Origin of the sequence: Coleofasciculus sp. E2-BRE-01, from assembly GCF_040221695.1 — a bacterium.
Taxonomy (GTDB): domain Bacteria; phylum Cyanobacteriota; class Cyanobacteriia; order Cyanobacteriales; family Coleofasciculaceae; genus Coleofasciculus.
On sequence record NZ_JAVKEA010000223.1, the window covers coordinates 41,561 to 67,149 of the forward strand.

A 25,589-nucleotide genomic window follows, 5' to 3' on the forward strand; every position below is an offset into this window, starting at 1 on the left:
TCAAGATAGCAGATCGAGTCAATGGGATGATATCAAGTCTGGCTTTCTCACCTTAAGTTGACACGGGTGGATAATATCGTGCCCCTACCCTAAAAGATTCTTATCATGAAACAGTAGCCGCCTAGAGATGGGGGATAGCCGCAAATTAATATGAACACAGTCGATTATCTCCGGATTAGCCTAATTGACCGTTGCAACTTCCGCTGTCACTACTGTATGCCGGAAGGGTCAGAACTTGACTATATCCTGCAACAGGAACTCCTCACCCATGAGGAACTGCTGACGCTATTAAAAGAAGTTTTTATCCCAGTCGGGTTTAAAAAGTTTCGCCTGACAGGTGGGGAACCGCTACTGCGTCCAGGGGTAGTGGACTTGGTGAGAGAAATTGCCGCCCTGGATCAAACCGAAGATTTAGCCATGACGACGAATGCCTTTTTACTCGCAGGCATGGCACAAGACTTGTATGATGCGGGATTACGGCGGATTAATATTAGCTTAGATTCCCTCAATCCTGACACTTTTGACACCATTATCGGGAATCGGGGGCGATCGCGCTGGCAACAAACCTGGAACGGAATTCAAGCCGCACATCGGGTGGGGTTTGATCCCCTGAAATTGAATATCGTCGTGATTCCAGGAGTGAATGATGCAGAAGTTCTGGATTTAGCCGCCCTTACCCTTGACCGCCAGTGGCACATTCGCTTTATTGAGTTTATGCCCATTGGCAATCCTGAATTATTTAGCGATCGCGCTTGGATTCCCTCAGAGGAACTCCGCCAACAAATCCGTGATCGCTGGGGTTTAGTTGAATCAAATGTACGCGGAAATGGACCGGCTGATGTCTTCCAAATTCCTAATGCCTTGGGGACTCTCGGCTTTATCAGTCAAATGTCCGAATGTTTTTGCGATCGCTGTAACCGGATGCGCCTCTCTGCCGATGGCTGGTTACGTCCCTGTTTACTCAATGAAACAGGTCAGATTGACTTAAAAAGCGCTCTCCGTAGCGGTGTTGATCTCGCCCAATTGAGAGCGCGAGTGCAGCAGTTACTCGCGATTAAACCAGACATCAACTTTAAACAGCGAGAATCTGGTACTGATGGTTACTACACTCGCACCATGTCCCAAATTGGTGGATAGTCATTGGTCTTTTGTCATTCGTCCTTTGTCATTCGTTTTTCAGGACTCAATATGACAAAACTTGTTTTACCGATGGACTAATGAACCATTAACCAATGACCAATGACCAATCTACGCTTTCCGTGAATAGAACTCAACTACCAGCAGTTCGTTAATTTGCAGGGCAACCCACTCACGCTCAATCATGCCATTGACCTTACCCGTGAATGTTTTCTTGTCAAACTCTAAATGGCTCGGTAGATTTGCCAGTCCGGGGTATTCCAGATTTTGTTCCACCAAACGCCGAGAGCGCTCATTATCTTTAACCATGATCACATCACCGGGACGGCATTGATAGCTAGCGATATTCACTTCCCTACCATTGACCATCACATGACCATGATTCACAAGTTGACGCGCACCCGGGATAGTACCTGCCATGCCTAACCGAAATACGGTGTTATCCAGTCGCATTTCTAGCAGTTCTAGCAAAGCTTGACCCGTGGAACCCGTTGCTCGACGAGCTTTGCGAACATAGCGAAGCAATTGCTTTTCGGTAACTCCATAGTTGTAGCGGAGTTTCTGTTTTTCTTCCAGTCGAATCGCATATTCTGACCGCTTCCGGCGAGCTTGACCATGTTGACCGGGTGGATATGAACGACGGGGGGATTTGCGAGTCAAACCGGGCAGATCGCCTAGACGACGGACAACCCGCAGGCGCGGACCTCGATATCGCGACATAGAACTTCCTTGTGTACCTAACTAATTTTTTACCCAAATACTTTATAGTACAACTGACGAATGACAAATGACAAATGACAAATGACGAATGACGAATGACGAATGACGAATGACGAATGACGAATGACGAATAACCAATGACCAATGACCAATGACCAATGACGAAGGACAAAGGACTATCCCCATACTCGATGCTTTACAAGCCTGTGCTGGAGTCCCCCACGCACCGTTCTACGCCCCAGGTCACAAGCGGGGAAAGGGTATATCTGACAGACTGGCAAATCTATGGGGAAAATCAGTCTTTGAGCATGATCTTCCCGAATTACCAGATTTTGATAACTTATTTGCCCCTTCAGGAGGGATTAAAGAGGCGCAAGCGTTAGCAGCGGAGGCGTTTGGTGCCGATAAAACGTGGTTTCTGGTGAATGGCTCAACCTGTGGCGTAATCGCGGCAATTTTAGCCACTTGCGGTACAGGAGATAAGCTGATTTTGCCTCGGAATAGTCATCAATCCGCGATCGCAGGTTTGGTTCTTTCCGGTGCGAGTCCGATTTTTATTACCCCAGACTATGACCCATCGGGTGATTTGGCACACAGTATTACCCCAGATGCCGTTAGCCAAGCGCTCAAGGAACATCCGGATGCTAAGGCGGTGATGCTACTGTATCCGACCTATCATGGCGTGTGCGGCGATATCCACGCGATCGCCCAACGGGTACATGATTACAATATTCCTTTGCTGGTTGATGAGGCACACGGGGCGCACCTTACATTTCACCCAGATTTGCCGCCAAGTGCAATGTCAGCCGGGGCTGATTTAACCATACAGTCCACCCATAAGGTTTTGACGGCGATGACCCAAGCCTCAATGCTGCACATTAAAGGTCATCGCCTTGATCCAGAACGATTGAGTCAAGCGTTACAGCTTGTCCAGTCTACCAGTCCCAGCGCCCTCCTCTTAGCCTCTCTAGACGCCGCACGACAACAAATGATGTTGGATGGGGAAAGGTTGATTAGCCGCACTCTAAGACTGGCTGAGGCGGCGAGGGAACAAATTCAGCAAATTCCAGGATTATCGGTGTTAGATGCCACAAATACTCCAGGCTGTTTTACCCTAGATCCGACCCGGTTGACGGTGAGAGTTATGGAGTTAGGGTTGAGTGGGTTTGAAGCTGATGAAATTTTTTGTGATCAGTTGGGTGTAATTGCCGAGTTACCGACATTTCAACATCTGACGTTTATTCTGAGTTTAGGGAACACGGCGGCAGATATTCAGCTATTAGTCCAAGCCTTTACCGACTTACAACAGCGCTATTCTCGTCCTGATACTTCCTTTAGGCAAAATTTATCCCAACTGGGAATGACATCAGGATTCATCCTGGAACCGTCAATGCCTCCTCGCGATGCCTTTTTTGCCCCGAAAGAACGGTTAACTCTAGACCAAAGCGTTGGTCACATTAGTGCTGAATGGATTTGTCCCTATCCTCCGGGGATTCCGGTTTTAATTCCAGGATGTGCGATCGCGTCAACTACGGTGGACTATCTGCGACAGGTTCAGCACTTGGGCGGCTATATTACTGGGTGTAGCGATCCTCGCCTAGAACGTGTAAACGTTGTCAAAAGTAAGGACTAATGACCAAGGACGAACAAAATGTCTTCTTCCCTGTGGCACTATACCACTCCTGGTATTCCCGATGATTTATTCGAGCGCTTGCCTGGTATTCCGCTGAGTAAGCGAGAAGTACGGTTACTGATTATTTCCGCATTGCGCCTAGAATCCCATTCCTTGCTCTGGGATATCGGTGCAGGGACAGGTACGATTGCCGTAGAAACCGGATTACTTTCTCCTCACGGTAAAATTGTGGCGGTAGAACGGGATGAAGAGGTGGCAAACCTGATTCGACGCAACTGCGATCGCTTCGGCATTGAGAATGTTGACGTTATCGAAGGATCTGCACCTGAATGTCTCCAAGATCTACCAGGAAAACCCCATAGAGCTTGTATTGAGGGAGGACGCCCGATTAAAGACATTCTTAAGGCAGTCTGGCATTACTTAGAACCCCAAGGTCGGATTGTTGCCACAGCTAGTAATTTAGAGAGTCTTTATACCCTATCCGAAGGATTGGCTGAGTTACAAGCCCGTAATATCGAGGTTGTGCAATCCTCAATCAATCGCTTGGAAACCCGAGGGACTCATCAAATCTTTGCGGCTGTTAATCCTATGTTTATCCTCAGTGGGGAGAAGCTGGATTCTTGACATCCTCACCGCCCTACAAGGACGGTGATTCCCTACCAGTTAGTGGGGGTTTGGGAACCAAACCCCTACTACCCGCCCTCAAATTGACTAACGGCGAATGCTGCCCGATTGTTAATCTTAATGTAATAGTTTTATTCAGACAGTTAATTTCGACTGTCTTGTGTCAAATAAAGTTCTATGCCCTGGTCTCGGATTTTTAGTGGAATTGTAGCGATTACCCTAGCGATGGGGATGATTGTGGCTGGAGGATGGTATTTTACCCTCGGTCTCTGTGTCATCGTCTATTTGGGTCAACTAGAATATTTTCAACTGGTTCAGGCAAAAGGAATTGCGCCTGCGGCTAAAACCACGTTAGTTGTGAGTCAACTGTTATTGGTGACAGCCGCCCTTAACTCTAATCTGACGGATGCCGCCTTTCCCATTGCTGGAACCCTGATTTGTTTTTACCTGCTCTTTCAACCCAAGATGGCGACGATTGCGGATATTGCCGCTTCGATTTTGGGATTACTCTATGGCGGTTATCTGCCTAGCTACTGGATACGATTGCGCGTTGGTTTAGATGGAGGGGTTTCATTACCCTTGAATGCTACAGCGAGCATCCAGAGTTTCTCGTTCAATGACTCTTGGCTTCACCCTTGGACTAATCTCACGGTTCTATCCCAAGGCTTAACCGTAACTCTACTCGCGTTTGCCTGTATTTGGGCAGCCGATATTGGTGCGTATAGTTTTGGCAAGTTTTTTGGTCGCACTCCCTTATCGAATATTAGTCCTAAAAAGACAGTAGAAGGGGCAATTTTTGGAATTTGTGGCAGTGGGGCAGTTGCTATGCTTGGGGCTTGGTATCTGCAATGGTCAAACTGGCAACTCAGTGGATTCGCGTTTGGTACCTTAATTGGAGTGGCTAGCCTTTTGGGAGACTTAACCGAATCAATGATGAAACGAGATGCTGGGGTCAAGGATTCAGGACAATTAATTCCCGGTCATGGCGGTATTTTAGACCGCACAGACAGCTACGTTTTTACTGCTCCATTAGTTTACTATTTCATTACACTTTTGCTGCCTCTTTTACCACCTTTTAGTTAGGGGTTGCTGAATAAGTGTTGTGGTGAGGGTAGGCAACAGGGAACAGGGAATAGGCAACAGGGAACACCTCGGCTTACCTCGACTTCTCTCGGTAACACGCTCGGTGTGTAACAGGGAATAGCTTCCTCCCAGTAATTGGACTCTTGGGCGGGTTTTGTTGATAAGTTATCATCTGACCTAAGTATAGTAATCGCCATAGCGCTTAGGACGCATCTTATGGTAGAGACGTTGCATGCAACGTCTCTACAACTCTTACCCGCCCTGATACCATAAAATGAATTAATTCGGCAATTAATTGTCCTCAGAAGCTTCCTCAAGTTGGGTGAGAGTATAATGGGCAATAGCCAAACTTAAGCGCACCTGCTCAATGGGTGATAATTCAGGCCATTCCACTGAGCCAATAGCGCCAAAGTCTTGATTACCTCGCATGGCGTAAGCCCACGGACGTGCAAAAACGAATAAATCATCTTCCGTCCAGTTGGGTAATAAGGGTCTAACGCATAAAACTAGCTGATCGGCAAGTGATATATCCATGGATAATGCTTGTTGAGCTTGATTGGCGATCGCGTCCAACCAAGACGACGGCACCCCAGAAAATCGTTCAGCCAATGACCGCTTTAGCGAGGCGGAACCGGAAGAATCTGAGGGCGTTAGCGATGTCCAGCACTGGTGCAAGCGATTGAATAGGGTTTGTGATCCCGATGTAATTTCTGCCTCGGTTTGACAAGCATCTAGAGAAAATCCCGCTTCCAGATCTGCCAAATAGTCTTGGGCTTCAGGTTCAGCGGGATTCCAGGGATAACAATCGTCCTCAGTTTGCCAGAGTGCCTCTAGGAGTTCTCCTTGGGCTTGACTCAAAGCATCCTGATAATTTTGGTATGGTTTATGTTGACTGGTCATAATACCCCTTATGTGATCGTTGGTGGTGATGAAAATTGATAGGAATAGCTACATCAGCACTCTCGAAGGTTCCGTAATCGTTCCGAAAATAAAGGTTAGTGCCAAATAATTGGCAGAACTTCTAGAACCGTTGAATTGAGCCGTGTGCCTCTCGACTCGAATCTCTCTGAGTCTAAGATTTGTTAAGTTTTTGGCTTAAAGGTTTTCAATAATAAACTCCAGGGTTTGACTCTGAGTACTGCCAAATTTTAACTGACTACCCGACTCCAATGGCACTTCCTGATGGTGGATTTTCTGCCACCCATCTGCTCGTAAAATATGAGTGCCGTTGCGAGAAAAATCACGCAGGAAGTAAGTCGGGATTTGTCCGGGATGAGTGAAGGTATCGCGACAGATAATTTCTGCATGTTTATAGCTCACCCACATTTCCTCATCCAAAACCAAATCATTCTCCTGCCCGCGTCCCACCCGCATCAGTGCACCGCGAATTCGCCAAACTTTACCCATCGAGTTTAAGGAGCGTAAGCAAGCGGTGGGCGTTTGTTCGCCATTCCAGTTGCTGGGCATAGGGGGAAGCTCAGTAATCCCTTCTTCTAAGAAAGCAATTAACTGTCCTTGAAACTCCGGATGCATATACAGCACAGGTAACGTCCAAGCGGGTTGGTTGAACTTATAAAGCGTGAGTAATTGTTGTCTGGCAACAGCAACAGCTTGGTCAATCGGCATCCGCGTCGCTAGGGCTTGGGCAAGACTTTGGATAAAACTCAAGGCTTCGTGATCCGCGATCGAGTCACGCATACCCAAAACAGCGGGGACACCATGTTGAATTAACACTTCCGCTAAACTACTCCGGGGGATGGTTTGACCTTCCACCTGATCCGGTTGAGCGCCCCAACAGGTATTGAATACCGCCAAGGTTACCTGATTCCGAACTAAGACTTGAGCGAGTTCCGTACCGTTAATTGGTGCATCTGGACTTAGAAATAATAAACCCCCATCTGGAGCAGGTTCACCATGACCCGCATAGAAAAGGATATTGTAACCTCCTGTGTCTAAAGCGGCAATTAAGTCAGCGGGTGTTGGCTGTAGCAGCTTTTCCACAAAACAGGGAACGGATGTGGGGTTGAACTTTTGACAAGATTGAAAAACATTTTCTAGAACCGCTGCCTCTTGTTCAAGCTGTAAGCGAGCCGCTGAGTGATCACCCCCGGAACGGTGGACATCTTGTCCAAAGACGAGCAGGATATTCAGGGCTTGATCATGGCGGATCAGCGGTTTGAGAGAGTCAACATTACTCGTTGTGCGGCTAAACAGTAGTTGAGTAGATAGAGAAATAGCAGGTTTGCCTGCCATTTCTTGCATAATTTCCCAGGGAAGGGGAATTAAGTCAGGATGTCGAATTTCCAAGCGCACGCGCAGGGATTTATTTTGTCCCCGGGCAATGCCCCGACTTTCCGCCAACGTTGTTTGAATGGAACCCGCAAACAGCCAATTCCACAAGTCTATGCCCAACTGCTGCATCAGCCGTCCCCCGTAGCTAGTCGTCTGCGGTGTAGCATTTTCGCTTTGGGGTGATAGGGTTGGTGTTGGTGTAGGCGTAGGCGTCAAGGGATGAGGCAGGGGTAATAAGGGGGGCAAATTACCCGTAGAAAACATTTGTTGCCAAGCCAACCAAGTCTGAGTCAGAGTAGGAGACCAAATCGAGTCATGATGAACATAACCCCCAGGATAAGGAGATTCAATGACCCACACGGCAAAGTTATCTGCCCCAGCCGTAGACAGACGTGCGATCGCTAAACTGAGGCAAGGGGTTTCGATATCAGACATTCAACGCCCAGATGTAGAGCAACATTATCAGTTTGTGATAAGTGACAGACCAAATCACAATCAAACTAAGACAGCGCCGGAAACTCGGAACCGTTTGGGGATTAGCCAAGTTGAGAACCTTATACAATATGGTACTATTCCGGTCTCATCGTGGCTACGTCCGTGAATGTAGAGAGGTTTCTACTCGTACTCAGTTAAGGAGAACTTGGGGAAGGCGTTGACGCTTCAGATTGAGGCGTCGTTGCACATACGCCCTTTTGTGCCAATGTTGCCTTAACATTTAAGTCAACATTTGAGCGAATATTGACAACTTCTATCCAACCCCTCTCTCCTGGCTGCACCTGAGGATAAATATTGCTGCGCCGTTTGGCGTCCGCTAGGGTAGGGGAGGCTGGGGTAGAGTCGGCAGACTGTTTAATAGCGGTCTGTATCGATTGCGTCTCGGCGTTTTCCGTCCCCGTCGAACACACTCTCAATTTGAGCCAATCCTCTTCCCCAGAATCGGACGATTGCCGAATCACTTGCAAGACACTCCCTCTGGGAATTAATCGAATGGGTGAGAGATTTTCCTCCGGAGGATTTAACCGGAGTAGCAACGGAACATCTTGTCCTTGGGAATTCGTAATCGTTGAGCGAGTCACCCGCATCAGCGCCAAGTTCTCCAAGGACGAAACCGTTTCCGGCGTTGGCGTTGGACTAGCGGTTGGAGATGGCGTCCCCGACACGGATACTGGGGCATCAGAATTAGAACTCTGGCTCACAAATCCTTTAAGCCAACCTCGAGGCAATAATAGGTAAGCCAATCCTGCACCCACAACCAAAAGTACCACAATTGCCACCATAAGTCTCCAAGGACGCCGTTTGGGTCGGGTCAAGGGTTGGGTTTTCATTTGGGAAGGGACAATGGTGGTCGTCGCTGGGGTTTCGGATGGTGTTTCCGTTGTCGGCAAAGGCAACGATTCCGGCTGAGGCGGCGCAAGTTCTGTTGGCGCTGTTTCCGCTGATGCCGTTACCTGACAGTAGACCAGCGCCAACGTAACATTATCATGACCATTTTGCCGATTCGCTATTTCGATGAGATGGTCAGCGGCGGTTGGCACATCACGCTGTCCATCCAGAATCGGCAGAATTTCAGTTTGCCAGTATTGTTCCACTCGGTCATGGTCACTAAGACCATCGGAACAGAGGAGAAACACACTATCTTCGTCCAGGATAAATCGCTGGGTGGTTGGATGTAATGTGGTAGACGATGCCATGCCCAAAGCCTGGATTAATGAGCCAGAGGTCGGCTGTTGCACAGCATACCGATAAAAGGTGTAACCCAATCGCACTTCACGGGAGGCTAGATCATCATCTTGGGTAATTTGATGACACCCTTGGCGCGTTACCCAGTAGACGCGACTGTCCCCGACATGGGTGATGTATATTTCATGGGCGCTGGTTTGAGCCATGACCAGGGTTGTACCCATCCGCTGTCGCTCAGAGCGATGTTCGCTATCATTTTGCTGGCTGATGGCGTCATTAGCGGCACAGGCGGCTTGTTCAAGTTGTAGAGTCAGATGGGTTGGGTGCCAATGGTCGCGATCAAAATGGAGGCGTTCCACTTGCTCTCGCAAAACATTGATGGCTAATTCCGAAGCCACTTCACCCCCTTCATGTCCGCCAATCCCATCACAGACGATCGCTAAGGCATTTTCATCGGTTGAGCGACTCCATAGTTGTCCAATGGGTGGGTAACAAGCATCTTCATTGTGGCGGCGAACTGGACCCGAATCCGTACCTGTAAAAATCTGATAATGACGCGATTGCCCTTGTCCGCAGTCTTTGATTCCCTGATCAAGCAGTCCCACCAGTTGTTCGGCGGTGCGAATTTTTCCTTGGGTCAATTGATCACACAGTTGCCCGAAAAACTTTTTTATGACCGAGGAGGCGTCAGGTTGGAGTTGAGACCAGCACTGACCCAGTTGTTTGAGTGTTGGTGCGGCGGGTTCATCTCTCTGAAGTTCCAGTAGATGCAGGATAGAGGATTCTGGACGCAGCCAATCGAGATTGAGTAAACTTGTCGCTACTCTTTCACTGCTTAAGGGTTGCCACAGGTTAGCGATTTGCCACAACCAGTTGAGTTGGCGTATCGCTGTCGCCTCTTGCCAAACTGTTCTCAGGGGAGGAAAGAGTTCTCCTTGAGACCCAGCCGTATCGGTTTCCAGAATCGGCGCATCTTCCAATAGCCAGATTTCTGAATCTTGGCGTCTTTCACCGCCTGTCAGTCGCCCATAGACTTGGGGAATATGTAAGCGATAGGGGGAGAGTCTTAAATAGGGCAACAACTCCTCCGGAATCTCTTGAGGGGTATCCGGTGGTGTTGCTGGTTTTGTATCCAGTACAATCCGTTCCTTGACCAACACATAGCGGTTGGCAATTAGCGATTCGGGCTGATAGGCTTCTATCCCTGAGCCTAGCGCCCACAAATAACGCCGCTTCAAGGGCGTGCGACAGTTCTGACAAAACTTATTGACAGGGGGATTGGCAGCCTGACAGCGGTAGTTAGGGCAGTGAAGGGTTGCTGCAGGATTGTCCATGGAAACACTCTGGGCTACATCTAGCTAGTGGTAATTGGGCGGTTGAAGTCGCACTGCCGCGATCGCAATGCATATCCATTTCCATTATGGGATCATTTAAATAAGCCTACTGATTACAAATTCTAGCGTCTGATTTGAGAAGCCGTTCACTCATCGGAGGGATAAATGGTGGTAACCGACTCGGATTCTTGATCGGGTTGGCGATTCGTCAACTCAAGGTAACTATGCCGCAAGAGACGGGGCCAGAGCCATAAAAAGTAAAACCACCAAACCAAAATGGGAGTAGCCACTATCAGGGTTATCCAGGGCGTTTTGGCTAGCATCCAACTCCCCGCGATGATTACGGTTCCGGTCAGGAGAATCGACCAAGGCTGACACCACCACGGTTTATAATTCCAAGGATTCAAGGGATCTTTGACAGACAATAGTTGCCTCTAGGGGAAAAAATAACTTTATTTATAATACTTTTTTTGGACTTAGATATAGCGTGGGACTTATTGCCTCCCCAAACGCCCATCGTTTGTTAAACCGTACCAACAGATATGCCTAAGCCCGATTATGACACCTCCGATGATCACTCCTTTGAAGAGCTGAACTCCCCTGCGAGTGTTGAAATGAAACAGCTTATGGAGCAAATTGAGAACTCCCATGACCTATTGTACAAAATGATTAACTTGGAAATGTGGGCATTAGCCGAAACGATGGATGAGTTTATCCCAGGTTTTTGGAGTCGTTTTTTGGAAAATCGTCGTTTAACCCTCAAACAATTCCTGCAGAACAATTCTCACTCTAGAAAGAGGTAAATCACCCCATAGATTTTCTAGGATCAAACTAGACAGGCAAACTACAAGGAGCTTTTTATGAATAAGCCAGAACGCCCAGATACCCATGATACGCTCAATCCGGGTGATAAAGTCTCGCCAGAAGAGCAAACCCTGGAACAAAAATCTGAGAAAGTCGCGGTTGATGCTCCTGATATTACCGGTGATCACATCGAAGTCCCAACCTACTTCAACGTCAAAGACGAAAATGGGCAAGAAAAAGCCTTACACCATGTTGAGGACGCTGAAGAAATTTCTGATGTGATTCGCCAAGCACGCACCGATGAACAAGGCAATCGCACTTGGCGTTAGAGTTGGACTTAGGAGTCCTGAGACACAACCTGGGGCAATCCCATGCTATAGTTCATTACCCGACACTCCAGGTTGTAGCTAATTTCACCATTTTGCAGGAGCGATCGCATGTAATGCTCTAAATCCGAGCCGATGCGGCGAAGATTATACTCTGTCAAATCTTCACCGCTATAGGCTTCTACGAAATCATCAAACTTACGATAGATTTTTTGCAGGGCATCTTCACTCCAATTAAATTCATTATCGGGGTCAACGTCTAGTGTTAAAACGTTGTCACTCTCAACTAATTCACTGTTTAGCACCTCGGCAGCGTAGATGCGAATGTGACGAGTTGTCGATTTAAGCAGCATGGAAACCCTCCTAGTCTGGGCTATATTTTCCTTTAATTGTAAAACTTTGTAAATACACTGCCGCCTCTCAAAGGCTAAACCAACTTATCCACAATTGGGTAAAGTGAGACAAAACAAGGGCGGTGTATATTTCTTATGGAGTCAAACTCGCCCCGACAAATCTTTGTCCCCTGCGTCCGGAGAACCCACGGCTTTAAGCTGATGGGATTCTTGTTTCTTGTGTCCTAGAGCGGCGGAAGGTAAATTATAACAGTCAGTCTTAGCGACATAATCCATAGCTTAACCCAATATGCACGATTCGATGGATGATATCGCCAAACAAGCTCACCAGGGCAGTGTGGCGGCGATAATTCAAATTCTGAATCAACAGTTAGCCGATGATCGCGTCAGAACCCGAGCAGTTTTTGCTGATGGCGTGTTGCACCTGTTGTGTGAAGCACCTGTCGCCGAACCTCTGGAGCGCTCTGTTCTCGTCAACCACATCCAAAAAATCCTGGAAGATATTGCGCCGCGTAACATTCGTCGGGTAAACCTTAACAGCCGTATCGTGCAGGAGCAACAATTGCTATGGTTAGAAGAAATCAGCCGTAATCCAGACCATCTTTTATGGTCTCAAGAAATCATACTGAGTAAGCCTAACCTGCTTCAGCAATGGATCAAGGCATTCAAATCTCCTAAAGTTGAACCAAAGAAGAAAACTCAGCTTCCCCAGGTATCCTCCCGCAAAGTTAAGCAAAACCCTCGTTTCCAGCGCCATTTTGTCAGTGGTATTAGCGTTCTTGTTCTCTTACTCTTAGCCGGTTGGTTCGTTTACGATCGCTTAATTCCCACGCTAAACGCCAGCACCACTCCTCAAGAACCAACTCCTCCCCCTACACCTGTCTCACCTTCAACAACAGCCCCCTCAACAACCGCGACACCTTCAGATCCCTTTACCGAAGCGGTTCGGATCGCCATTGAAGCTGATGCCGAAGGAAAAACGGCGAATACAGCCGCTCAGTGGTTAGATATAGCGGCGAGGTGGGAGAAAGCCTCAACTCTGATGAGTAGCGTTAACCCGGATCATCCCCGTTATGAAACCGCTAGAGATCGGGTTATTCTTTATCGCCAAAACAGTCAACTGGCTCAACAGCAGGCAAAACAGAGACAGTCTCAGTAGTGGTCATTTGTCATTTGTCATTTGTCCTTCGTTTATTGGTGTGAATGAAGAGACATAAGCTTATGATCTCATCCACCTTGCTCCGGGGACGCGACATTTCTCTCAAAAAATATGAACTCTGTTGGTATATCCCTCGTCAGAACGGGAATACTAAGTCTGACCATCTATCGTTGAACCAGTTGTATCAGCAGCAACCGTTTCAAAAATCCATCCTTTGATTGATGTCTGAAGACTAATCCGAAAATTAATCCCTAAGCCTTGTAGCACTTGGGGAAAGTAGGTGAAACGTCGGACATGTCTTCGCTAAAACCGTTGCCGCCGTTCTTACCTAGGAGCATAGAGGTATTCACTCATGCATTACCCGCCTTCATCCAATCCACTGGGACAACAGATTATTTCAATTATCGTTGCTAGTCCCAATCCACAGACGTTATTGGCGAGTATTGCCCAGGTATTAGGTGAGGCATTTCAGGTTGATTGTTGCTTAATTGCAGCGTTTTCCCCAGAAATGGCAAGGGAGCATGTCAGGTTGGCACAAAATGTTCAAGCTAACCAAGCGAGTTGGGTTTCGTCTTTCAACCCAACCGACAACCTTGACTCATGCCCAACAGCAATTCCCAAGATGGGATTATGGTATGCCGAGGGCTACTCAGTGCAACAACCTCAACCCCAAACACTAGGGCAATACCCATCATTTCTAACTGGGGTGGAAGAACCTTTAGCAATTCGGGATATTCAGGAGTCTGATCCGGAGTTGGCAGATCAACGGTGTTGGGATTGGCTCCCGGTTAGGGCAGTGTTAAGGCTTCATACCTGGAGTCAATCCAGGATCAATGGGATGATCGTGTTAGGGCGATCGCAGTCTTATGATTGGACGATACAGGAAAAACAACGGTTAAGTGAGGTGGCTGAATCTGTAGCCGTTGCCATCGCTCACGTTCAGCTTACCCAGCAAGTCGATCAGTCTAAACGATACCAGACGCTGCTTTCCCCATTCAGTCAGTTTATCGAGAGCGATCGCAATCTTGATGAAACAATGGCACAAGTGGTTGCCAGTACCACTCAAACACTTCAGGCAGATCGGGGTTGGCTACTGCTATTTAATGATAATCATGCCTCACATCAACCGGATCACGATGGCAAGCCTCCGCCATCAATTGAGATTAAGGTTGTCGCTGAATGGTTTACCCCTACGCTTGATCAATCAGTTCAGCTAAACTCCCAACGATTACTCCATCAATCCTTCCGGTTATCTGACTCTGGCTTATGCCAAATGGCTTGGAAACAAACACCTGAACCGATTGCGATCGCGGATTGGGCAAATACTCCAATCGGAACTCCAGAAATCTCCCGATTTGAACAGGCGATTAGCCATGGGGTGTTAATGGTTCCCCTGTGTCACACCTTTAGCAATGGTTCTCAACACCTGAAACGGGTGGGATTTTTGGTTGTCCACCAGGATCAGCCGCGTTTATGGCAAGGGGATGACATTGAATGGATCAGATGGGTGGCGACGCAACTGAGTGAGTTGATTCACCAGCATCAAAGCCGACAGCCAGAACCCTCCCGCCTTCACCATCACTCGGTTCAGCCATCCCCCTGTTTAACCGTTCCCGCCCAATTACATCAAAGCATCCGCCAGCAGGTGGATCAGCTTCAGGAATTAAATCAGCTTAAAGAAGAATTCATTAGTACCATGAATCATGAGCTGAGAACACCGTTAACGGCGATGAGTCTGGCAATTCGCATGTTGCGACAACCCAAACTCCCCGCCAAGCGTCGGCAAAAATACTTAGACATTCTTGAGCAACAGTGTAATCAAGAAATCGATCTGATTAACGATTTACTTAGTTTACAGCAACTCGAATCCAATCCCGCTTATATCCAGAAGCGATCTATGGATGTAATCCTGCTGATCCAGACATTAGCCCAGGATTTTCAGGAGAAATGGGCATCGAAGTCAGTGAAATTGAACCTAGATTGCCCTTTAAACTCGCTGATGATTCATACTGATCCAGAAAGTTTAAATCGTATCCTGCTGGAATTGTTAACTAATGCAGGCAAATATGCCCACCCTGATACAACCGTTTCTCTCAAAGTTGAGTATCACGTTCAGGCTACGGTCAATCGGTTGGTGTTAACCTTGACCAATATCGGTGACGGTATATTACCCACCGATATTAACTATATTTTCGAGAAATTTCGGCGCGGTCAAGGGATTACCAAACAAGCTGTTCCTGGAACAGGATTAGGACTAGCATTAGTGAAGTGTTTAGTCAATCATCTCAATGGCATCATTGAGGTGGCGAGTCAGCCGTTAGACAATTCTCATCGGGCGATGGTTTCATTTACCTTAACTCTACCCGATGAAGTTCAGCTAGTAAGTAGGGGCTGCTGAATAAGTCTTATGGTGGGAATAGGGAACACCTCGGCTTACCTCGACTTCGCTCGGTAACACGCTCGGTGTGTCATGGGCAATGGGAAAGAGTTTCAATGCTTTTTTCTATTTTTTCACAACCTATTTAGAGCTTGCTGCACAACTCCAAAACCCTTAGATATCAAAGCTTTGAGTAGCATGGACATTGGCTCATTTTCAAGGACATAAGGTAAAACCCTTTCATACCCTTGCACCGCTATCAGGGAAAATGTATCATTGCTCCCCCAGCTTCCCCAGCTTCCCCAGCTTCCCCAGCTCCCTATCTCCCCACAAGACTTATTCAGGCAAATTGGGCTTGTTTTTCTAAGGGAGCCGTCTCGTTGTTTAGTACGGGTAAGGTGACGGTAAAGGTAGTGCCAGCACCGACTTTGGAGTCTACATCAATGCTTCCTTGATGCAAATCAACACACTGTTTCACAATTGACATTCCTAACCCTGTTCCCTTGATCTGACCGACATTTTTGGCGCGGTGAAATGCGGTAAAAAGGTTTTGTAAGTCTTCGGCGGGAATGCCAATCCCAGAGTCTTGGATGCAAAAATTAACAGTTTCCTGAGCAGAGGTGATCTCAAATCTTACTTCACCACTATCAAGAGAATATTTGATCGCATTGCTGAGTAAGTTTGTCAGAATATGTCTGAGTAAGTTTATATCCAGATAAACCTGCGATTCCCCGACGAATTGGAACTTGATTGTCGCTTGATAATTTCCCGCTTCAAATGTCTCTACTATCTCTTGACAAAAGCTGTTTAAATCGACCCAACTGGGATGAAGGGTGAACATTCCGGCTTCGGCTTTGTTGAGGAATAGTAAATCTTCTAACAAGCACAACATCTGGTCGGCGGCGAGTTGAATTCTCTGGATGTGCTTTTGTTTTTTGGCGTCGCTTATTTTGTCCTAACCTTAGAGCGTAGTGCTATATCAGTGGCATTCTACTGAGCGGAGCATTGCATAAATAAAAATGGGCAGAAAGTTTCTGATTTCTTTCTGCCACAGTTAGCCCGATGTACTACAGCTTATTCGGTTTGATTTTGAGTTGTTGAGAGTAGCTCCTTAAAATTAGAGCCTGCAACACAATGCTTATCTGGCTGATGAGGAGTCACTGCCCTTATTGCACAGAAGGTAAGTAAGCGCACCGCCAACCAAACCTCCTGCCAGGAAAGGAAACGCTCCAGTTAAAGCTATTCCTCCTACTGCGATGCCGCCAATTCCCGCTAATCCAGAAGTTATTCCGCTAACGGAAATTGTCGCACAAGCACCAGCACCAACAGTGGCTCCTGCTGCCAAAGCATCTTCTGTCTTCATGGATTGCTCCTTGCTAGACTTATCCTGATCATGTCCCACTCCACATAAAATTGGGTTCATGAAAATCTTGAATTCTGTAAAGATTGTGGAAAAATAGGACGAAGTGATAATTTTCCCTCAAATGGTAAGTCGTAAGTTGTCTAGCGCAGCCTATTTTGCCATAAAACCTTAAAGTAGTAAGGAGGAGAGCAATAGCTTCTCGCTCCTGTTCCCTCATTCATCACATGCGAAAGGCAGAATGCTGACTAAGGCTAAGCCCAAGCCACCCCGTTGGCAACGACGAAAGTATTCCCCCCTCGCCCGCCAGATTGACATTTTTCGGTCGGCGGCGAAGTTTATGTTCTATGTATGGTGGGACAAAACTATTGCCAATGATACCCCCAATCACCGCAACCGCCGCGCCCAGTGGCTAGTGGGGACGTTGCTAGATTTAGGTCCTACATTTATTAAGATTGGGCAAGCCCTCTCGACTCGTGCTGACTTACTGCCCTTAGAGTACATCGAGGCATTGGCGCATTTACAGGATCGGGTGCCAGCTTTCAGTGGGGCGGAAGCGATCGCGGTGATTGAAGTCGAACTGGGTCAATCTATTCATGCATTATATCGGGAGTTTGACCCCTTTCCTCTGGCAGCAGCGAGCTTGGGGCAAGTTCACAAAGCACGGCTGCATACCGGAGAAGATGTGGTGGTGAAGGTGCAGCGTCCAGGGATTGAACGACTTTTTAATTTAGACTTTAAAATCATACACGAATTAGTGCGATTTGCTAATCGGTATTTGCCTTGGGTAAGGAAGTATAAACTTGAGGCAATTTATCGCGAATTTTTTGATTTACTCTATCAAGAAGTAGACTATATCCAAGAAGGAAAAAATGCTGATCGGTTTCGGGAAAATTTTACTAATTATCCAGGAATTCTGGTGCCGACGGTTTATTGGCGTTACACGACGAAGAAGGTACTCACGTTAGAATATTTACCCGGCATCAAGATTGACGATCGCCAAACCCTGGAAGCCTGTGAAATCAACACCAATGAGGTGATTCAACGGGGGATTTCTTGTTATCTGAAACAGTTATTAGAAGACGGCTTTTTTCAGACAGACCCGCATCCGGGAAATATGGCAGTTGATCAGGACGGCAGTATTATTTTCTATGACTTTGGCACGATGGCAGAGGTTAAATCCATTGCCAGAGACCAAATGATTAAGACCTTTTTTGCCGTTTTGCGGAAAGATACCGATGAGGTAGTGAATACCTTAACCTATATGGGGTTACTGGAACGGCAACCGGATATGACCCCAGTTAAACGCCTAGTCGGGTTTATTTTAGAACGGTTTCGGGAAAAGCCCATTGATGTGCGGGAATTTGAGGCATTGGGAAATGAGTTGTATGTCATGTTTGAGCAGCAACCGTTTCGTTTACCCGCGCAAATGACATTTATTTTAAAATCATTAACCACGTTGGATGGGATTGCCCGGGCTTTAAATCCAGAGTATAACTTATTAGCCGCCAGTCAACCCTTTGTTAAAAATTTAACCGTTTCCAAAGGGCGGGGAGATGTAGTGAAAGAACTGGCAAGGCAAGCCAGAGATTTTATTAAATATCGGTTAAATAAGCCGAGTTCTACAGAATTGTTAATTCGCCGCTTAGAAGCCCGAATCGAGCAAGGGGAACTACAAGTCAGGGTGCGTTCCCTAGAGAGCGATCGCGCTTTAAAACGGATTCATTTGGCGATTAAGAGTTTGATTTATGCTTGTTTGACTGGGTTTGCATTATTGGCGGGAACGGTATTATTATTAGTGCCGCATACTGGGTGGGCAATTGCCGCATTTACTTTATCGGGATTTTGGTTTGTCATTTTGTTGTATTCGTTGGTTCAATTGGCGGTGAAGGAAAAATTTGAGAAAATGACCCGTCGGTAGATAATGCATTATTCAGCTTTTAGTTAACACGTTAAAGTGACGTGATATTTAATAGTCGGATAGTTGTAGGTTGGGTTGACGGAGGAAAACCAACAAAATTCAGTACCAATACAATATCATAATTTATTGATGTTTGAATCGCCGACGCTTAATCCACCACTTGGCTAACTGAAAGGCAACAAACGCCAAAATAAAGCTACCGAAGAATGAGATAATAAACGGGTGAGGAATTCTATGCTCACGGTTGGGTAAACGCCAAGGTTCCATCAGGAATCCGGTACTAGAGGAAAGAATCGCCCCGGCTGCAATTCCAACACCGACTGCCTGGATGTTATCTTGTAATTCCTTGTCGCGTTTAGACTGTTCTATGGCGGCGGTTGCTCGTATCGTGTTTACCAAGTCGCTAAACAGATCTTTTCCGGGTTCAAGATAATCAATATAGGTTTGAATTTGAGTGAGATAACGGGGGCAGGTTTGTTCAGTAAACGCTGACCATGTTTTCAGTGTGTCACCGGATGTGAGCAAGTAATTTAAGCAGGTTTTCAAGTTTTGCTTGTTCGCTGCAATTGTGGTATAATAAGACTTTAAATCGCGTAAATAACAGTTATAGTAAAGTACATTTTCAGGTATTGCTTTTAATAAAGCATCAAGCTGATAAACACGAGTATTGCTGTCTTGATTGAGAATTGCATAAAACTCTTGCACTTTAGTTTCTAAAGTGCCATAGATTAACCGTGAGCTTTTATAGCAAGCTCTGGCTTCTTGATAAGCAAAAGTAATCTTTTGATAACTCCACAACAAGTCTCTAAACCAAGAATAGTCCTGATTCGCTCGTTCTAAATCTGCTTGTTTTGGTTTAGCCAAGGAAACGAGAAGGGTTAAATTCTGGGCTTCAAATCGAAATAAAGGGCAATTAAATAACTTGTCTTCATCAATGAACTGCGGGTTGAGGTTTGTGCCTGCACACAAGGCATTAACCCATTTTTGAGCCTCTTCGGGTTTGGGTTTAGTAAAGTAGTGATTTTCTCCTGTTAACCAGATAACTTTGCCTAAGTTAGCGTTAATTCCCTCAATTAACGCTTTCGGCTTAAAGGCAGATAGTTGGTCAATGGTAATGCCTAAATCGGGGATGTCAGGATAGAGGGTGATATCCACACAATAGGTATCATGGAGGCGAAACGGTTGGAGATTTCCTCCCAGTTGAAATCCGGCATTGGTGGGAATAGACGTAAATTCTATTTCAGCGCCATGGTGGGTTAACCATTCGTTGGGTAAGTTGTCTTCTCCTTGGGGACTGTATTGATAGTTACCCTCTTGATCGGGAGAGTATGAGATAAGTTGAGATTTAAGGGTTTGGAGTTCAGGAAAAGGGAGAAATTGGGCTAAGTTGGTTAAGCTTTCCCAGAGGTTCGCCGCATCCTGATTAACGGTATCGGGAGGATCATCTAAGGTTTGGTAGAGGTGGAAGGCGTAGAGACTCAGGCGAAGGTTTTTCACGATTGACTTGGGGGTTTTTGGGCAGGATAATTACCCAGAGAGGTATTTTTTTTAGCCGCTTGTTCGATTAATTCCCGTAAGGAGGTACTGGATTGTTTGGGTTTGGCTTTACCGCCAAAACCGCCTCTTTCTCCCGTTGCGCCTAAGAGAGGATTGATGGATGATAATTTTTGGGTGTAGGCTTGCTGAAGTGGGGAACGATCAGCGGCTTTGAGCCAGTTTTCCACAGCTTCGGCATTCTTTTCGTCATCGTCACTGAGTTGGTTTTGTAGTTCGGTTAAACTCTGCCAATGGTCAGCGAAAAGATTATCGGGATTTTCTTCAATCAGTTTAACAAAGGTTTGAATTTTATCGGCATCACTTGACATGGGTTAGTGTTTGTTCTCCTTCTCCGACAACACAAAAAGCCGCCCAGTGATAAGGGGACTGATAGGGGTGGCTGTCCCATCCCTGTTTTTTATTTTCGCCCATGTTTTGGAAAAATGCTTGTAACTGAGGACGCCAACTGTCACTGAATATAGGGGAATGTTGCGCCCATTGCTGGAAGCCTCGAACCGTAGTATCTCGCAGCCACATTTGAGCAGTTTTGAGGGCGATGGCGAGTTTTCCGGGGTGTTGGTGCAGGATTTCATAAGTTTTGATCAGCAGCAGGGCGGTGGAAATTTGGTTCACTGACCATTGGGTAACGATAACACTGGGACTCCCGGCGAGGATGAAGCCACTGGAGAGGCTGATATATTCATCGGTGGTATCAATAGCGACTTGTCCGGTTTCGCAGGCGGCGAGAGTGACGAGGCTGCATTGACTGAGGTTTAAGGAAGTGATGATTTCCGCCAGAGTAAGGACATCATCAGCCAGTTGTAGTCCGGAGTCTAGGGGAGAGTTTAGATTAAATGCACCGTGACAGGAGAAGTAGAGATTGTTGGCTTGGGTGAGATTTTTGCCAGGGGTAAACAAGGCGGTTTTTGTGGCGTTTTTTCGTGAGAGGGTGGTGCGTTTGTCTTTGGGGAAAATGTTGCGGATGGTTTCCACTTCCAGATCAGCAAAAATCAGGTCTTCGGTGGGATTTTGGATGGCAAAAAGGCGTTTAAATTCGGGACTGTTGCGGTTTTGTGCCTGTTGCAGGAGTTGACAGTTGGGGACATAATTCACGCCTTTGGGGAACCATTCCTGTAGGGGCGCAAGGCTTGCGCCCTCATCCCCAAGGCTTGCGCCCTCATCTCGACAGATGACGGGAAGGGCGTGGAGGGGTAAAAGGTGTAAGGAAAGGTGGGGGATGAGGATCAGTTTTTTGCAGGTAGGGAATTGTTTAAACAGAGTGGTGAGGAGGTGGGAAAGGTGGAGGATGTCCGAGAGGGTAGTGAGGCGTTGGGGAAGTTTAGCTTGCCATTGGGGTTTATCAGTGTAGTAATCATTGAGGTAGGCGTTTCCCCATTCAATAAGGTTGATGAAGTCTTCGGAAGTCGATTGCCAGAAGTCAAGGGTTTGGGGAGTGAGGATGAAGGTGAGGAATTGATTGTCTAAAATGTACCATTCAAGGATGGCGGTGTCTTGATCGAGTAGGGATTGGATTTGTTCAAATTCCAAGGGTTTGTAGGGGGATTTTTGCTGAAATTCTTCCCGCAGTTGGGTAATGTGGGTGTAGTCAGGGTTAGGATCTTGGGCGAGGCGCTGGTTTTCTTGGTAGATGGCTTGGCGGAGTTGTTGCAGACGTTGACGGGTAGGTTCGGGAATTCCTTGGGGATAGAGATCACGGCTGGCAATGCTTTCAATCAGGTTGCGGGCTTTGCTGCGATCGGCGTATTCAAGAGCTTTGTGATAGCATTGTAACTTAATACAGACTTGTACCATCATTAAATAATGATCATTCCACTCTTGATTAAATTTGCGTTTTACTTCATCTCTGGAACAAATTTCACCTCGCAGATAATCGACTGTTTCAATGGATTGTGCCAAAGCATCATAAGCTTCTGACCATCGTTGTGTGTTGTAGTAGCCTATTGCTAAACTGAATAAAGTCTCTGCGTGTTTTTGCGGAAAGGATTGGTGAGTAAAGACTTTTAAGGCAGCTTCGTAATAGGCAATTGCTATTTCTAAATTTTTGACCTTTTCCCCTCGGATACGTTTTCGATAAGCACTGCCTAAATTCCTTTGAAGCATTGCCCAGTATTGGGGGAATTTTTCTCTAGTCAAGACAACTACGGCAGTGTTGTAATAGGAAATTGCTCTTTCTACATTCTCGGCTTTTTCTCCTCGGATACGTTTTCGATAAGCACTTCCCAAATTCATTTGAGTTATTGCCCAGTATTGGGGGAATTTTTCTCTAGTCAAGACAACTACGGCAGTGTTGTAATAGGAAATTGCTCTTTCTACATTCTCGGCTTTTTCTCCTCGGATGTGACTCCTGTAAATACATCCCAAATTCATTTGGGTTATTGCCCAGTATTGGGAAAATTTTTCTCTAGTCAAGACAACTACGGCAGTGTTATAGTAGGATATTGATCTTTGTTGATTCTCTTTTCTTTCCCCTCGGATGCGATCACTATAAGCCTTCCCTAGATTCATTGTAATCATTGCCCATTTTTCGGGAAAAGTTTCACGGGGATAGGCTTCTAATGCCGCATTAAAAGCAACGATCGCCTTTTCTACATTCTCCGCTTCTTGTCCTCGAATCCTCTCTAAGTAAGCAATCCCTAAACTGTTCTGAGTATATGCCCCTTGAGATGTATGGCTCGTAAAAATATTTAAGAGACCCTCGTAGCAAGCAATACTAATTTCTAGGTTGGTTGCTCTTTCTCCTAACGGTAATATAAAAATCGATTCGCTAATATCAAAAATAGTATCGCCAATTTTTTGAGCGGTTTTCGTTTCAATCGCTTTTAATTTATTACAAAAATTAACAATTAATTGCAGGAAAATATTATCTAATTTAGCTAAGTTGGCTTGAAGCAAACGCGATAGGATTTCCTCGCGCCCATCACTATTCAGCAATTCCTCCAAAAACTCTAAATATTGAGGATGACTATTCTTAGCCAGCGATTGACTATCACCCCAGAGTAAATTTTGTTGGGCTTCTAATGTCCGCAGCTTGACAGAACTTTTTTCTGCCCACTTTGGCGTATTCGTTTCTTCGTAGAGTTTTAAAGCTTGACCGTATTGATCAATTGCATCAGTTATCTGCCCTAACCTTTGATAAGTTGAGCCGAGCAGATAATGAGCATTTGCCGTTTTATACTGCTGCTTCAATATCTGAGCCAATGTCAACGCCTGACTTAAAGCAGCGATCGCTTGCTCATCTTGATGCTGATCTCGATACAGACATCCCAAGTTATACCAACTATTTTGCACTTGTGTTTCATCGTTAATATCTTGTGCCAGTTTTAGCCGTTGTTGCTGACAATTAATACCCTTTTCAGTCTGCTGTAACTCTCGATATAAATCACTCAGAAATCTCAATCCCTTAAGCGCCCACTCGTTAACTCCCAACTCCAAGTAGAGAGACACAGCTTGCTGAGAATACTTAATTGCCTCTTCCTTTTGTTTTAAACGGGCGTAAACTTGACCCAACATATAACAAGCATTAGCCTGATTATGCCCTTGCTCTAATGCCTGCGCTAAAATCAACGCTTGTTGATAGTAGTCGATGGCTTGGACATCTTCTTTTTTATCATCATACAGATTGCCTATTCCATATAAGATACTTGGTTCAGCAACGCGATCGCCTGTTTTTAGTGCTAACTCTAGCCGTTGTTGCTGACAATTGATACCCTTTTCATATTCCTGTAACTCTCGATATAAATTAACTAAATAGTCCAACCCACTGGCTGCCCAATTCTGAATCCCCAACTCTAAATAAGACTCAACGGCTGGCTGATAAGCAGCAATAGCGGTTTCTTTTTGTCCCAAGGCTTGATAACATCGTCCCAGCATATAATTTGCATTGGCAATTTTTTCCTGATTATCTGCTAACCCTACTGCCAAATTTAATGCCTGAGCAAATCCCGATATAGCTGCCTGATACTGCTGACGATAAAACTGTAACCTTGCCAAATTATACACACCATTTTGCTCGGCGATAGTATCGCTTACTTCTCGTAATAGCCTTAACTGCTTATCGTAACAGTCAATCGCCTGCTCATACCTTTTTAATTGTGTATAAATGCTAATCAACCAATCCAGCGTTTCCCTTTGGGCTACTCTATCCTGCAACTCCTGCACCACATCCCAACGCTTCTCAAAATAGGTCAAGGCTGGTTCTAATTCACCTAATTCCCTATAACTACAGCCCAACCAAGCCCAGGTTAAATTCTTTAGCCGATTATCAGACAAAGCCTCAGCAATTGCCAACATTTCCCGGTGAGCAGCAATCGCTTCTGGATAATTGCCGCTGTTATAGTGAACTTTCCCTAACTTTTCCCATAGCCATCCTTGCAGAGCTAAATTATCCCATTTTTGGGCAGTTTCTAATTGCCACTGGGTAAGACGATAAGCTGGCGGAAACTCTTTTTTGCTCAGATAAACTTCAACAATCTCATTTAACTGTTCCCAAACTGGCAAAAAAACGTCCTGATTGCCAAACTGACGTGATAACAAATAAGCTGCACAGAATGCGTCTACTGCCTGTGCCAACTCTCCTATGGCTCTGTAACTGTATCCTAAGTAATAATAGGCTATCCCTTCTTGCCACTGATGTCCTAGCCTTTTTGCCAGATTAAGGTAATCAGTACAAGTCGCGATCGCATCCTGCCATTGTTCCCCCTGATAATAGACAACCCCTAAGCTTCCCAGGGCTTCGCATTCCACCACGCGATCGCTACTCGCTCTCGCTGCTATTAACTGTTGCTGTAGGGTTATAATTGCTGCTTGAGCAGTTGGCTTACTCATGGGGAAACTCAAACTTTTAACCCCTTTTCCTTAATCGTAGGCGGATAAGATTTAGTTTGTAGTAAGGGAACCTTAGCTCTAAATTCCGTTGGGTTGAGCGAAGTCGAAACCCAACCTACAATCTATTCCACCATTTTAGCTGTGCCACACCACTAAGGCGGGGCGGGTTTAGTTGCATTTGGGTACACCCGAAACGATAATAGTGAAACCCGCCCCTACAGACGAACCATTATAATATTCCATTTAGTCAATATGTTCTGGTTGGGTATAGTTAAACTCCAAAATGGACTTAAACTCCTAGGGAGCATCCCGTTTTGGACAAAGCATTACCTCAAGTAAAGCAATTGCAAGGGTTTCAGCCCCATTCAAAGAGCCAACGTGCCAAATTGGGATGCTCCCAACTCC

Annotated in this window: 21 protein-coding genes; 9 read left to right on the forward strand and 12 right to left on the reverse strand. The window is 46.1% G+C overall.

Annotation, left to right across the window (positions count from 1 at the left end; genetic code table 11):
- Positions 1-150: 150 nt before the first annotated feature.
- Positions 151-1,137 carry a GTP 3',8-cyclase MoaA gene (moaA, locus tag RIG66_RS31005; protein ID WP_446383547.1) on the forward strand — a complete coding sequence of 329 codons (987 nt, stop codon included), beginning with the start codon at positions 151-153 and terminating at the stop codon, positions 1,135-1,137.
- A 111-nt stretch (positions 1,138-1,248) separates the two neighbouring features.
- On the opposite strand, the gene rpsD is transcribed toward moaA, so the two are convergent.
- Positions 1,249-1,857 (reverse strand): 30S ribosomal protein S4, encoded by a 609-nt coding sequence (gene rpsD, locus RIG66_RS31010; RefSeq protein ID WP_446383549.1) that lies wholly within the window; start codon positions 1,855-1,857, stop codon positions 1,249-1,251.
- 151 nt (positions 1,858-2,008) lie between these two features.
- On the opposite strand from rpsD, the gene RIG66_RS31015 reads away from it, so the two are divergent.
- From RIG66_RS31015 to RIG66_RS31025, 3 genes are all read left to right on the forward strand, one after another.
- Complete coding sequence (locus RIG66_RS31015; RefSeq protein WP_446383551.1) at positions 2,009-3,490, forward strand: aminotransferase class I/II-fold pyridoxal phosphate-dependent enzyme; 1,482 nt, start codon at positions 2,009-2,011, stop codon at positions 3,488-3,490.
- An 18-nt stretch (positions 3,491-3,508) separates the two neighbouring features.
- The gene (cbiT, locus tag RIG66_RS31020) at positions 3,509-4,114 is read left to right on the forward strand and encodes a precorrin-6Y C5,15-methyltransferase subunit CbiT (protein WP_446383553.1); all 606 of its coding nucleotides are present in this window, start codon (positions 3,509-3,511) and stop codon (positions 4,112-4,114) included.
- A 177-nt stretch (positions 4,115-4,291) separates the two neighbouring features.
- Positions 4,292-5,197: a phosphatidate cytidylyltransferase gene (locus RIG66_RS31025; protein WP_446383555.1), complete on the forward strand. Its 906-nt coding sequence runs from the start codon at positions 4,292-4,294 to the stop codon at positions 5,195-5,197.
- Between the two features lie 291 nt (positions 5,198-5,488).
- Here RIG66_RS31025 and RIG66_RS31030 read toward each other — a convergent pair whose 3' ends face one another.
- From RIG66_RS31030 to RIG66_RS31045, 4 genes are all read right to left on the reverse strand, one after another.
- Complete coding sequence (locus RIG66_RS31030; RefSeq protein ID WP_446383557.1) at positions 5,489-6,097, reverse strand: hypothetical protein; 609 nt, start codon at positions 6,095-6,097, stop codon at positions 5,489-5,491.
- Positions 6,098-6,292: 195 nt separating this feature from the next.
- Complete coding sequence (locus tag RIG66_RS31035; protein WP_446383559.1) at positions 6,293-7,924, reverse strand: CHAT domain-containing protein; 1,632 nt, start codon at positions 7,922-7,924, stop codon at positions 6,293-6,295.
- 194 nt (positions 7,925-8,118) lie between these two features.
- Entirely contained in the window at positions 8,119-10,503 is a 2,385-nt protein-coding gene (locus RIG66_RS31040; protein ID WP_446383561.1) for a protein phosphatase 2C domain-containing protein, read from the reverse strand.
- A 146-nt stretch (positions 10,504-10,649) separates the two neighbouring features.
- A complete protein-coding gene (locus RIG66_RS31045; RefSeq protein ID WP_446383563.1) occupies positions 10,650-10,928 on the reverse strand; it encodes a DUF6737 family protein in 279 nt (92 codons plus the stop codon).
- Positions 10,929-11,045: 117 nt separating this feature from the next.
- Here RIG66_RS31045 and RIG66_RS31050 point away from each other — a divergent pair, with 117 nt between their 5' ends.
- On the forward strand, positions 11,046-11,306 hold the full coding sequence (locus RIG66_RS31050) for a hypothetical protein (RefSeq protein WP_044210515.1): 261 nt from the start codon (positions 11,046-11,048) through the stop codon (positions 11,304-11,306).
- A gap of 57 nt (positions 11,307-11,363) precedes the next feature.
- Positions 11,364-11,636: a hypothetical protein gene (locus RIG66_RS31055; RefSeq protein ID WP_446383565.1), complete on the forward strand. Its 273-nt coding sequence runs from the start codon at positions 11,364-11,366 to the stop codon at positions 11,634-11,636.
- An 8-nt stretch (positions 11,637-11,644) separates the two neighbouring features.
- On the opposite strand, the gene ndhM is transcribed toward RIG66_RS31055, so the two are convergent.
- Positions 11,645-11,986, reverse strand: a complete 342-nt coding sequence (gene ndhM, locus RIG66_RS31060) for an NAD(P)H-quinone oxidoreductase subunit M (protein ID WP_446383567.1) — start codon at positions 11,984-11,986, stop codon at positions 11,645-11,647.
- 141 nt (positions 11,987-12,127) lie between these two features.
- On the reverse strand, positions 12,128-12,262 hold the full coding sequence (locus RIG66_RS31065; protein ID WP_446383569.1) for a hypothetical protein: 135 nt from the start codon (positions 12,260-12,262) through the stop codon (positions 12,128-12,130).
- Positions 12,263-12,275: 13 nt separating this feature from the next.
- Between RIG66_RS31065 and RIG66_RS31070 the strand changes: the two genes are divergently transcribed.
- Both RIG66_RS31070 and RIG66_RS31075 read left to right on the forward strand, forming a co-directional pair.
- On the forward strand, positions 12,276-13,145 hold the full coding sequence (locus RIG66_RS31070; RefSeq protein ID WP_446383571.1) for a hypothetical protein: 870 nt from the start codon (positions 12,276-12,278) through the stop codon (positions 13,143-13,145).
- Positions 13,146-13,497: 352 nt separating this feature from the next.
- On the forward strand, positions 13,498-15,543 hold the full coding sequence (locus RIG66_RS31075) for a sensor histidine kinase (RefSeq protein WP_446383573.1): 2,046 nt from the start codon (positions 13,498-13,500) through the stop codon (positions 15,541-15,543).
- Between the two features lie 319 nt (positions 15,544-15,862).
- On the opposite strand, the gene RIG66_RS31080 is transcribed toward RIG66_RS31075, so the two are convergent.
- Together RIG66_RS31080 and RIG66_RS31085 are read right to left on the reverse strand one after the other, a co-directional pair.
- On the reverse strand, positions 15,863-16,414 hold the full coding sequence (locus RIG66_RS31080) for a sensor histidine kinase (protein WP_446383575.1): 552 nt from the start codon (positions 16,412-16,414) through the stop codon (positions 15,863-15,865).
- Positions 16,415-16,660: 246 nt separating this feature from the next.
- Entirely contained in the window at positions 16,661-16,945 is a 285-nt protein-coding gene (locus RIG66_RS31085) for a hypothetical protein (RefSeq protein ID WP_446383577.1), read from the reverse strand.
- A gap of 178 nt (positions 16,946-17,123) precedes the next feature.
- Between RIG66_RS31085 and RIG66_RS31090 the strand changes: the two genes are divergently transcribed.
- Positions 17,124-18,803, forward strand: coding sequence for an ABC1 kinase family protein (locus RIG66_RS31090; protein ID WP_446383579.1), 1,680 nt, complete (start codon positions 17,124-17,126; stop codon positions 18,801-18,803).
- A 123-nt stretch (positions 18,804-18,926) separates the two neighbouring features.
- On the opposite strand, the gene RIG66_RS31095 is transcribed toward RIG66_RS31090, so the two are convergent.
- From RIG66_RS31095 to RIG66_RS31105, 3 genes are read right to left on the reverse strand one after another with little or no spacing between them, the layout of a single operon-like run.
- Positions 18,927-20,300: a hypothetical protein gene (locus tag RIG66_RS31095; protein ID WP_446383581.1), complete on the reverse strand. Its 1,374-nt coding sequence runs from the start codon at positions 20,298-20,300 to the stop codon at positions 18,927-18,929.
- A complete protein-coding gene (locus tag RIG66_RS31100; RefSeq protein WP_446383583.1) occupies positions 20,297-20,668 on the reverse strand; it encodes a hypothetical protein in 372 nt (123 codons plus the stop codon). The genes RIG66_RS31095 and RIG66_RS31100 overlap by 4 nt, the downstream gene beginning before the upstream one ends.
- A complete protein-coding gene (locus RIG66_RS31105; RefSeq protein WP_446383585.1) occupies positions 20,658-25,184 on the reverse strand; it encodes a CHAT domain-containing tetratricopeptide repeat protein in 4,527 nt (1,508 codons plus the stop codon). The genes RIG66_RS31100 and RIG66_RS31105 overlap by 11 nt, the downstream gene beginning before the upstream one ends.
- Between the last annotated feature and the right edge of the window lie 405 nt (positions 25,185-25,589).